Origin of the sequence: Pseudoalteromonas rubra (genome assembly GCF_000967655.1) — a bacterium.
Taxonomy (GTDB): Bacteria; Pseudomonadota; Gammaproteobacteria; order Enterobacterales; family Alteromonadaceae; genus Pseudoalteromonas; species Pseudoalteromonas rubra_A.
In genome coordinates this window covers 1-9289 of the sequence record NZ_JXYA01000069.1, presented here as the reverse complement: position 1 = coordinate 9289, position 9289 = coordinate 1, and the positions used below count along the sequence as shown (strand labels likewise).

At 44.9% G+C, this 9289-nt stretch carries 11 protein-coding genes; 9 read left to right on the top strand and 2 right to left on the bottom strand.

Going from position 1 to position 9289, the window contains the following annotated elements; genetic code table 11:
* Both TW77_RS25695 and TW77_RS22520 read left to right on the top strand, forming a co-directional pair.
* Nucleotides 1-561: hypothetical protein (locus TW77_RS25695; RefSeq protein ID WP_205623898.1), on the top strand; the 561-nt coding region annotated here is incomplete at its 5' end.
* A 6-nt stretch (nt 562-567) separates the two neighbouring features.
* The gene (locus TW77_RS22520; RefSeq protein ID WP_046007212.1) at nt 568-870 is read left to right on the top strand and encodes a hypothetical protein; all 303 of its coding nucleotides are present in this window, start codon (nt 568-570) and stop codon (nt 868-870) included.
* A gap of 229 nt (nt 871-1099) precedes the next feature.
* On the opposite strand, the gene TW77_RS22515 is transcribed toward TW77_RS22520, so the two are convergent.
* Nucleotides 1100-2044: a hypothetical protein gene (locus TW77_RS22515; RefSeq protein WP_046007211.1), complete on the bottom strand. Its 945-nt coding sequence runs from the start codon at nt 2042-2044 to the stop codon at nt 1100-1102.
* A 186-nt stretch (nt 2045-2230) separates the two neighbouring features.
* Here TW77_RS22515 and TW77_RS22510 point away from each other — a divergent pair, with 186 nt between their 5' ends.
* From TW77_RS22510 to TW77_RS22485, 6 genes are all read left to right on the top strand, one after another.
* Nucleotides 2231-2500: a hypothetical protein gene (locus tag TW77_RS22510; RefSeq protein WP_205623897.1), complete on the top strand. Its 270-nt coding sequence runs from the start codon at nt 2231-2233 to the stop codon at nt 2498-2500.
* A gap of 213 nt (nt 2501-2713) precedes the next feature.
* Nucleotides 2714-4273: an IS21 family transposase gene (gene istA / locus TW77_RS22505; RefSeq protein ID WP_046007210.1), complete on the top strand. Its 1560-nt coding sequence runs from the start codon at nt 2714-2716 to the stop codon at nt 4271-4273.
* Nucleotides 4266-5018, top strand: coding sequence for an IS21-like element helper ATPase IstB (istB, locus tag TW77_RS22500; protein WP_046007209.1), 753 nt, complete (start codon nt 4266-4268; stop codon nt 5016-5018). Before istA ends, istB begins: the two co-directional genes overlap by 8 nt.
* Nucleotides 5015-5515: a hypothetical protein gene (locus TW77_RS22495; protein ID WP_046007208.1), complete on the top strand. Its 501-nt coding sequence runs from the start codon at nt 5015-5017 to the stop codon at nt 5513-5515. The genes istB and TW77_RS22495 overlap by 4 nt, the downstream gene beginning before the upstream one ends.
* A gap of 1 nt (nt 5516) precedes the next feature.
* Nucleotides 5517-6512 carry a tyrosine-type recombinase/integrase gene (locus TW77_RS26000; protein ID WP_052713317.1) on the top strand — a complete coding sequence of 332 codons (996 nt, stop codon included), beginning with the start codon at nt 5517-5519 and terminating at the stop codon, nt 6510-6512.
* 123 nt (nt 6513-6635) lie between these two features.
* On the top strand, nt 6636-7991 hold the full coding sequence (locus TW77_RS22485) for a Fic family protein (protein ID WP_010387415.1): 1356 nt from the start codon (nt 6636-6638) through the stop codon (nt 7989-7991).
* A gap of 66 nt (nt 7992-8057) precedes the next feature.
* Here the strand turns inward: TW77_RS22485 and TW77_RS22480 are convergent, their stop codons facing one another.
* Nucleotides 8058-8891, bottom strand: coding sequence for a DUF2971 domain-containing protein (locus TW77_RS22480; RefSeq protein WP_052713316.1), 834 nt, complete (start codon nt 8889-8891; stop codon nt 8058-8060).
* Nucleotides 8892-9145: 254 nt separating this feature from the next.
* On the opposite strand from TW77_RS22480, the gene TW77_RS24935 reads away from it, so the two are divergent.
* The coding region (locus tag TW77_RS24935; RefSeq protein WP_342626735.1) for an RHS repeat-associated core domain-containing protein at nt 9146-9289 on the top strand (144 nt) is incomplete at its 3' end.

Sequence of the window (9289 nt, the reverse complement as noted above, 5' to 3'; positions counted from 1 at the left end):
AGGATGTTTAATGATGAGATGCATTCTGACGAAGAAGGTGTATCTCCGCAGCAGTCACCTGCATCTGGAAGCTATGCTACAGATAACGGTGGACAACTAAAGTACCTAGTCGCATCTGATATTGCTGGTGTTACATCTTTGTCTGATGCGGATGGAAATACATACTATGTTAATGGTGAATCAGGGATAGCTGAGCTTGCTTACTCGGCAGATAATGGTGTGGCAACTTCAGTATGTCCGGAATGTTACGTTGGAGTTGTTAGATTTGTACAATCGCTATTTAGGGGCTCAACCACAACAGTGACTTCTTGGGCTGGAGCTGGGCAAACCCCTGACTTAATTAGTGGGCGCTGGGTTATGGTTGGAGGCCCAACACTGTGGAACTACTCTAGAACAATGCTGTGGGGGCCACAAATTAGGAACGGAAGATTGATAATTCGAGGCTACAAACAAAACCCGATGAATAACTACATTTCTAGGCCAGTACATAGGTCAAGAGTTACATGGCCACGAGGGGGTGAAAAGTGGCGAGGGGCCTTTGGGCAAAGACAAATAAAGTAGGGCGTAATGATTATCTTATTTTACATTTTAATTTTTTTGTATGCAGGGAAAGTGTTATGGAATTTCTATATCCCTGTTTATATATCTTTCTTTTGGTCAGATAAAGACAAAGAAGAACGGGGGGTTTCCCTTGCACCGATAGAATTTTTAATCTTAGCCATTTTAGTTGCGATAACCTACTTTGATAAGAGTTTATCTGTACTTGACTTAGGGGGGCTGAGTTTGGGGATTGTTGGTGGAGGATTAATTATTTTATCTTATTTATGGATTTATATAGTGCTCAAGGCTTGCGAGAAGTCGGGCAGTTAAGGTTAATAATTTAGGGTGACAGCCATTCAAAATCGGCGCTCAGTGAGCGCTTTTTTTCTGTGCAATCACGCCAGCGCGGTGTGCAGTGGAAATCAGCGCTGACATGCACAACTGACCAGCGGAGGATGCATTTGCGGCCAGTCCCACCAGGTGGTGGCACTGTACAAACTGAGTAATCATGCTGATTTGAACTGATCTCTGCTGCTGGATTCACTGAGTCCTGGTCGAGTCAGGGAAGGTAGTCAGACATGCGGTTGAGGATTTTTTCGAGATATGGAGTTGTACCCAATTTATAGTCATACATATCTTTTAGGTCTACATTAAGCTCTCCAGCGAGTGAATGGTCAATGGATTTTAAAAAGGCCATTTTATGGTGATATGTGTCCTCAATTAATCCGATTTCGAGGGCTAGCTGCAACCAATAGTGATAGCACTGAATCGCTCCATCAAAATCGATGGCTTGTTTGGAGTAAAACCCCATTGGGACCGGGTAAAAACTCTCATTATCTGATTCGTCTGCACCCAGCCAATCTGAAATGCGATAATACAAGTCTGCCGCAATGGGTGAAAGGGGCAATGTCATTGCCATTCGCATAAACATTTTTGTTGCTGCTATCTGTTCAGTACAAAGAGATGCGTATTCGGTATCGTGGACTTTCTCGTAAGTCAAAATAAGAAAGTAAGTGAGTGCGTCCAGGCCATCCTGCGTACTAAGCAAATGAACTGTGCAGCCATGTGGGCGTTTACGTTTTGTGATTCCGTTGGTTGTTCGGGCAATACACTTTGTGGATATGGCCGGTGGCAATGACAGCAAAATCGAGTTAATGTTTGCTTCAGTATAGGGAGTGTCTAAAAGTTGCCAGAGTGGATGGCAAATAGTTGAGTACATTAAGTCAATTTCGATGTGCAACTGTTCTTGCAATTTCAGCTCAATGTTACGAACAACGCCTTCTCGCCCGATCACTTCTCCGTCACGCTTTTTATAAAACAGCTTATTTAGGTTGTACTTTTGGGTTAGAGCACTTTTCGAGCCGTCTTCTGCATACAGTAGCTTTTTGGTCACCTGGTAAGGGTTTTTTGAATCAGTGATGTTTTGAACAAAAGAAGCAAAGTAACGAGTCGCCAGGTTTTTACTTGGTGGAGAAAGTCGCTTGTAATCATAAAAATTGAACATAAAAAGTTTTGCACTTTAGTGTGGGCAGTGACCTCAAAAAAACAAGGTCAATTTAAATCAATCGCTTAACGTTCTTCATTTGTGAAAATCCATATCTTTAATCTAATAATAAGACCTTTGATGGTTTTTGCCAGCTTGACTAGGCTTACTCAGTTGCGTTTAGTTTAACTTTTAAGGGGGTTGTCTGTGAGTGAAGCGATTGACCCAGAATGTAAGGCGCTTGCACTGCAATTGGAGCAAGATTTACTGGGGTTATACGGTAGCCCGATACTATCTGGTGAGCAGTTGAGGTTAGCCATGGGGTATAGAAGTGTTGAGGCACTTCGGCAGTCTATTGTTCGTAACACCATTCCTATCACAGTATTCACTATTCAAAACCGCAGGGGGCGTTATGCGTTAACCAAAGACGTCGCACTCTGGCTGGCACAGCAAAGAACCGATTCAAGCGATACTTAATTTCTGGAGGTACTAAATGATTGTATAGCGTGTTTTATTTTTGCCGGAGCTAGAAAGCAGAAGGCCCGAGTTGGTCCCTCGAGCCCTTTGTGTTGATTGTCGAGTTGTATACGCCGACTCCTCAATCCTAGTTCCTCACTGCACTTAGGTCAAGCTTTCTACTGCGAAGGCTGGTGATGCTTTGTGCTTGTTTTTTACATGAGGAAAGAAAATATGAGTTATTTAAAGCCACTGAAGCGGCGCAGGCTGGTGAAGCTAGTTTTAGTAACGCAGCACTCGAATAAAAAAATTGCTGGCATAGTCGGTGTTTCAGAAAATACCGTTAAGAGCTACCGGCTGAAATGCGAGCAAAAGTCTATCAAGGTAGAAATGGTGGATGATGCCAATGACAGCGAACTTGCAAACATATTTGGTGTCGGTCAAAAGGTTTCCTGTTCAAGTCTCAAGTGTCCACCTTTAGACTGGGTTCATGATTTGATGCAAGAAAGGCATCAAACACTGATGCAAATTTGGCACTCTACTCGCCTTCAGGATCCTGAAAACTTTATCAGTTATTCTCAGTTTACACATCGGTACCGAGCTTATGTGAAAAAGCTGGATATCAGTATGCGACAAACATATTCACCCGGGGAAGTTGCCTTTGTTGATTTCGCAGGAAAACGAATTCAGATAAAAGATCCTGAGTCGGGCAAGTTAACTTGGGTAGAGATTTTTGTCTTAGTCCTGGGCTACTCGCAGTATATCTTTGCGTATGCAGTCAATTCACAGAAAACAGAAGACTTTTGCCTTGCACAGCAAAAAGGATTTGAGTTTTTAGGTTGTGTACCGAGAGCAATTGTCCCTGACAACTTAAAGGCTGCCGTTATTAAAGCGGGTAAAGAGCCACATCTAAACGCAGCATACGAAGAGTTCGCAGATCACCACGGAACGACGATTGAGCCTGCCAGAGTTAGAAAGCCGAAGGATAAATCACTAGGAGAGCTTGGCGTGTTGCTGGTAACCCGGTGGATTACAGTCGTTTTACGAAGAAGAACCTTCTTTAGCATTGAGGAGCTAAACAAGGAAATCGCTCGGTTACTTGTTGTGTTAAACAATCGACCGTTTAAACGATTTCCGGGTAGTAGGTATCAACGGTTTCACGAGGTAGAGAGAGCAGCGATGCAGCCGCTAAATAGCACGGCGTTTGAGTATGGGTCATGGAGTTATAACCGTACAGTCGGAAAAGATTATCATGTCGATATTGAAGGGCATTTCTACTCAATACCTTATCAGTTCAGACATGAAAAAGTGGATGTGAAAGTTTGTGCCGACAAGGTTGAGATCTATCAAAACCATGAGCACCTGACCACTCATAAACGCAGCTTTGTAGTAAATGGAACGACTACAAACAATGACCACAGACCATATAACCATAAAAAGTATGCCCAGATGCACAAATCATTCTTTCTCGCTTGGGCATCCGGAATTGGTGAAGGGGCCATTAAAGTCGTCTCTGAACAATTCAAAAATAAGAGTGACCATTCGTCAAAGGCCTGTCAGGCCTGTGAAAAATTGAAAGTACTTGAGAACGATTATGGGGTGACACGTTTTGAAAAAGCGTGTGAATGTGCATTAAGAATACACTCGCCAACTTACACTAGCATCAAGTCAATCCTACAGTGCCGCATCGATGAGCACGAAATTGTGGAGGAAGGGGGCGAGGGCAACCTGCCGGAGCATTCTAACATCAGAGGCCCAGAGTATTACAAAGGCCTAAGGGGGTCTCATGTATAAACAGCAGGTATTCGACAAGCTGGAAGGTCTGGGCTTAAGCGCTGCGGCAAAAAGGTTAGACTCAATCCTTTCTTCTCCGGATAGTGCTTCTCGACCTGTACTGGATATTGTTGCTGATTTGGCTGACGCTCAAGGTGCTGAGAATATGAGGAAAAAGCTAGAGCGTATGTTGAAAAACGCGAAGTTGAAACAGTCCAGTGCATGTATGGAAGACATAGACTATAGCCCTCAAAGAGGTATTGATAAAAAGCTCATCGAATCTCTGTGTGAATGCTCATGGATTGAAAAAGCTCTGATTATTATATTGTCCGGTAGTGCAGGTGTAGGGAAAAGCTGGTTGGCATGTGCATTAGCGAATAAAGCGATCAGAGAAGGCTTTAGTGCTTTATATAAACGATGTAGCTTTTTATACGAAGAATGGGAAATTGCCGCAAGAGACGGCTCAATATCTAAGGTCCGTAGGCAGCTCAAGCGACCGCGAGTAATAATCCTGGACGATTGGGGGATGACTCCTTTGAATGCCCGAAATAGGCAGGACTTACTTGATATGCTTGAAGACAGAGCTGGCTGCGGTGCAATGATCATCACTTCCCAACTACCGGTTGAAAAATGGCATGAGTATATTGGTGAACCAACTGCTGCGGATGCCATCATGGACCGTATTGTACACCGGGCCCATATCATTCAGTTGCATGGCGAATCAATGCGCAAGCTCCACTCTCCTATCGCGGAGGAAAACTCATGAATAACATGACTCAGCCTGAACATATTCGGCAATTTGATCTGCAAATTCGTACGCAAACGCTGCCTTTACTCTGTGAGCATTACAGACAATCTTTTCAGGCGTCTGCACGGGCAAAACACTATGTGCGGGAGCAACTTGGTGAGGCGTGTAGCCTGCCCGGGCAAACCATGCTGGGGTTCGCGGATCGCACTATGGGTAATCGCCTGCCAACGCCCCGCAGTGCAGAAGGACAGCTGGTGCGTGGTGTTCTAAAACGGTTGGGCATCATCAGGCCCAGTGGCCATGAAGTGTTGAGCGGGTGCGTCATCGTCTTTCTGCAACAGGCCGAACAGTTACATGCGATATACGGTGAACGCATTGGCAGAAGGCGCAAAGGCGCATTTCAGCGGTTGTGGATTCCCCTGTCGCATGAAAGCCTGAGCCAATCACTGCCAGAGGGGTTTAAGCCTGTATATGAGCTGGCGATGTGCCTGAGTCAACTCCGGCGGGAGGTGTAAGATGAACCCTCGAGTTAACAGCGCCACACGACAGCTGCTTGATCGTAACGATCAGTACAGGATGGCCGATGGGTTGTCGCTGATGACCATTGACAAGCAGCGCAATAATCATGAGTTGTTCTTTGCCTGGCTGCACGCCCAGGGCATTGAAAGTGCGGAGCAGGTAACGAAAGCTTGTTTTGAGCAATACAAAGTCTACTTGTGCCGTTATATTAGCCCGAAAACACATGCACAGCTAAATGCCACAACGCGACGAAAACGTGCAGCAGACATTCGCACATTGTTCAAAGAGCTGGCCTATACGGGGCTCATTACTGAAGATCCTCTGGTGAGCGCCAGAATACCTAAGGCACCACGGCCCGTTGTGACCGCCTTTCTGAGCGAAGAAGAAATTGAATGGTTAATGTATCAGACCCGGCCATACGGCCTCACCGGCTTGCGCGATAGAGCCATTTTGGAGTGTTACTACGGCACTGCTGCACGACGTATGGAAGCCGGAAAGTTGCAGTTACAGGACGTACGGACTGACTCAGACAAATGCGCCATTCTGGTCAGGAAAGGCAAAGGTGGTAAAGGTCGCTACACCCCTTTGTATCCCAGAACGGTATCCTGGTTGAACGCATATCTGAACTTTGCCAGACCAAAGCTGGCGAAACTGAATTCGGGTACTCACTTCTTTTTGGATAACCAGGGAAAACCGTTTAATGCATCGCAGCTAAGCAGGCTGGTAAAAAAGTATCTGCTGATGGCGGGTTTTGACGTTGGGGCTGCCTGCAATGTACTCCGGCATTCGGCCGCCACTCACTTGTTACAGCACGGTGCGGATGTGCGGTGTATTCAGGAGTACCTCGGACATGCCGACATTTCAACAACTCAGGTCTATCTGAGTGTTACTCAGGTGCAATTAAGGGAAACGCTGAGCCGATGCCACCCGGCGGCCAGGTCGCAGGCAGTGGCAGACAGTAAGCTACATGACTATGTCAGGGAAGATGTGTAGTTGAGACCGTGAGGTTTATGGACATTCACAGGAGGTTATATCTCAATTTGTGATATTTTTGAGACATATCTTTTATCTTTATAATATACTTATCTCAAAATCCAGGTATTTTGAGATAAGTATATGATTAAGCATCCACCGCAATTGACTCACACTGATCCACTAACCTGGATCACTGAGCATGCCCCTAAAGAGCTCTCCCGTTATTTTGATCACGCCTCTGTGGTTGATGACAAGGGGCGCTATCTGCACTATGACGAATTACGGTTTCGTCTGCCAAAAGGGCTGGAACTGGACATTGCCTGGAGCCTTATCAAGAAAGCCAGAAGTAAACAGCTGAGCCCGGTACTGCCATTGGATGAACCCGAGCGGCAGGCCCGTTTCTATCTGACACCGACCATGCAGAAGGCAATCTCAGAGGCAGACAGGCATGCAACCAGCGCCTCACTCGAGTACATGTGCAGTAAAGTAGGCGAAGAAAAACACTTTGAATATCTGCTTAATGACCTGATCGAGGACGAAGCCATTAGTAGCAGCCAACTGGAAGGGGCTGCGACCACAACAAAAGTGGCCAAAGATCTGCTTAAGCGAGCAAGAAAGCCAAGGACGCCAGACGAGAAAATGATCATTGGCAATTTTAAAATGATGCAATTCGCCTGGCAAAACCGCCACAAACGGTTGTCCATTGACCTTATTCAGTCCATGCACCAAATCGGTGTGGAGTCGATTGATGATGAAAAATACCACCCCGGCGCGTTCAGGCAGACAGATGATGTTGAAGTGGCTGATGCTGAGGGCAACACGGTACACACCCCACCGCCAGCCAACCGAATTCACGAGCGGCTGGAGCAGTTTATTGCCTGGGTAAATCAGGACCATCAGGATGTCGAAAGCAGTCACTACCTGCACCCGCTTATTAAAGCAATCGTTATGCACTTTGTGATTGGCTTTGAGCACCCATTCCGGGATGGAAATGGCCGTGTAGCGCGCTCATTATTTTACTGGTACATGTTCAAAAATGACTATGCGGCCTTCAGGTATATAGCCATCAGCGTGCTACTTAAAGCAGCCCCTATCCAATATGGAAAAAGCTACTTATACACTGAAACGGATGACCTGGATCTAACCTACTTCATTGACTACCAGTGCAAAATTGTAGGTCGTGCGATTGGCGAATTTAAGCATGCCTATGAGAATAACCTGAGAGAGTCTGAAGCGTTCACCCGCTGGCTATGGGACTCGGGCCTGTTCAGTAAGCTCAGTGACAAACAAAAAACGCTGTTTATGGTGGCAAAAAGCGGTAAGACCAAGCAGTTTACAGCGGTTAATGTGAAAGAAAACCTGGGCTGCTCATACAATACCGCACGAGATGCCTTAAACGGCCTGGTTGAGCTGAACTTGTTTGAAAAAGAAAAAGCAGGCAAGGAGTGGGTATTCACGATGCGCAGCAAAACAGCAATTATTGAGAGCTGGGGGTAATTACTCACCTAAAAGGCTTAAAAGGAATTAACCCCATTTAATATCTGATGTACCGCTTTAGGTTACTTAGAGCTCAGTAAATTCTAGCTTGAACTCTGTTGGTGAAATATGAGCTTGTTTCACAGTAGCATGGCTGTACTTTTTTCTTATTATGGCTAGCAATTGATTTTTAAAATCATTTTCTATACATGCCCCGAGAATTACTTCCTTGACAGCTGTCCTTGGAAACTCAAAAAGGTGTATTGGGTAAGGGGTTGATTCAATGACTTTTTCAGCGTCTTTCAATCTAGCACACATACGCCATTCTTGCTCATAGTGCCAATCGTCTGATTTGACTAGTAGTAAGCTTGTACCATCAAGCTGAGTCATACGGTTAGTGGGCCTGTGTGTAGAATATTCAACCTTGCGCAAGTGGTAGAACTCGTCACTTTCACTTCGTCTTTGATTAAAGAACTGCGCTGTACTATCAAACCCGATACAGAATCCTTTATGGGAGTGTGCGTAATGTGACCACATAAGCAGGTTAGTGCTGAGTTCTGAAAGTGATAGTACACCAATCAAGCGATTTGATTGTTCATTAAATGTAGTCGCAGTGATACCACCCATTTTTTCAAAATTTTCTTCGATTGCCGACCTTTGTTGCTTAAACAGCTGTCGTATTGTTTCTTCTAGTTCTGAGGGAGGAATCAGATTCCTCATAGATGCAGAAAACTTTTTTATTTCATGATGTACGATTTCACTTATCTCTTCTTCAAAGATTTCATCTATTTCTGTTTTTGAGGCAAGTGTTGAAATAATAGGCTTAAACTCAAACGGGTCGTTAAAATCCGCGGGTTGTGTGAAACGTATATGGTTGGATTCCAAGACGTCAATGCGGTCTGGGCCTAAGTATTTGAACATTGAAAACTATCTCCTTGAATAATAGGTCAAATGCGAAACTTTAAAAAAGTGTACTATCAAAAAGCTCAACGCACTAAATGTTTGATTACACGCCCTTCAAAGCTATCTATGTTGGTTTAAACTAATGGGGCTTCAGTTTCGCCTGCACGATATCTAGAAAATCGTGTCGATAGTCATGATTGCTATTTCGTTTACAGCAGCTCTTTGACAGAAAGGTGCTGAAACTTTGCGTATCCAAGATCACATTCGCCCATATGAATGGTCGGATTTACGATGCAGACACGGGTCGATTTATGCAGGCGGATCCGGTGGTGCAGGCGCCTTCGAATCTTCAGAATTACAATGCCTATTCTTATGTGTTGAATAATCCTTTGAGTTATACGGATCCGAGTGGGTAT

Bases quoted from the DNA above. Each gene is read 5' to 3' on its own strand.
- TW77_RS22520 (WP_046007212.1), top strand. From the start codon at position 568: ATGATTATCTTATTTTACATTTTAATTTTTTTGTATGCAGGGAAAGTG.
- TW77_RS22515 (WP_046007211.1), bottom strand. From the start codon at position 2,044: ATGTTCAATTTTTATGATTACAAGCGACTTTCTCCACCAAGTAAAAAC.
- istA (WP_046007210.1), top strand. From the start codon at position 2,714: ATGAGTTATTTAAAGCCACTGAAGCGGCGCAGGCTGGTGAAGCTAGTT.
- istB (WP_046007209.1), top strand. From the start codon at position 4,266: ATGTATAAACAGCAGGTATTCGACAAGCTGGAAGGTCTGGGCTTAAGC.
- TW77_RS22495 (WP_046007208.1), top strand. From the start codon at position 5,015: ATGAATAACATGACTCAGCCTGAACATATTCGGCAATTTGATCTGCAA.
- TW77_RS26000 (WP_052713317.1), top strand. From the start codon at position 5,517: ATGAACCCTCGAGTTAACAGCGCCACACGACAGCTGCTTGATCGTAAC.
- TW77_RS22485 (WP_010387415.1), top strand. From the start codon at position 6,636: ATGATTAAGCATCCACCGCAATTGACTCACACTGATCCACTAACCTGG.
- TW77_RS22480 (WP_052713316.1), bottom strand. From the start codon at position 8,891: ATGTTCAAATACTTAGGCCCAGACCGCATTGACGTCTTGGAATCCAAC.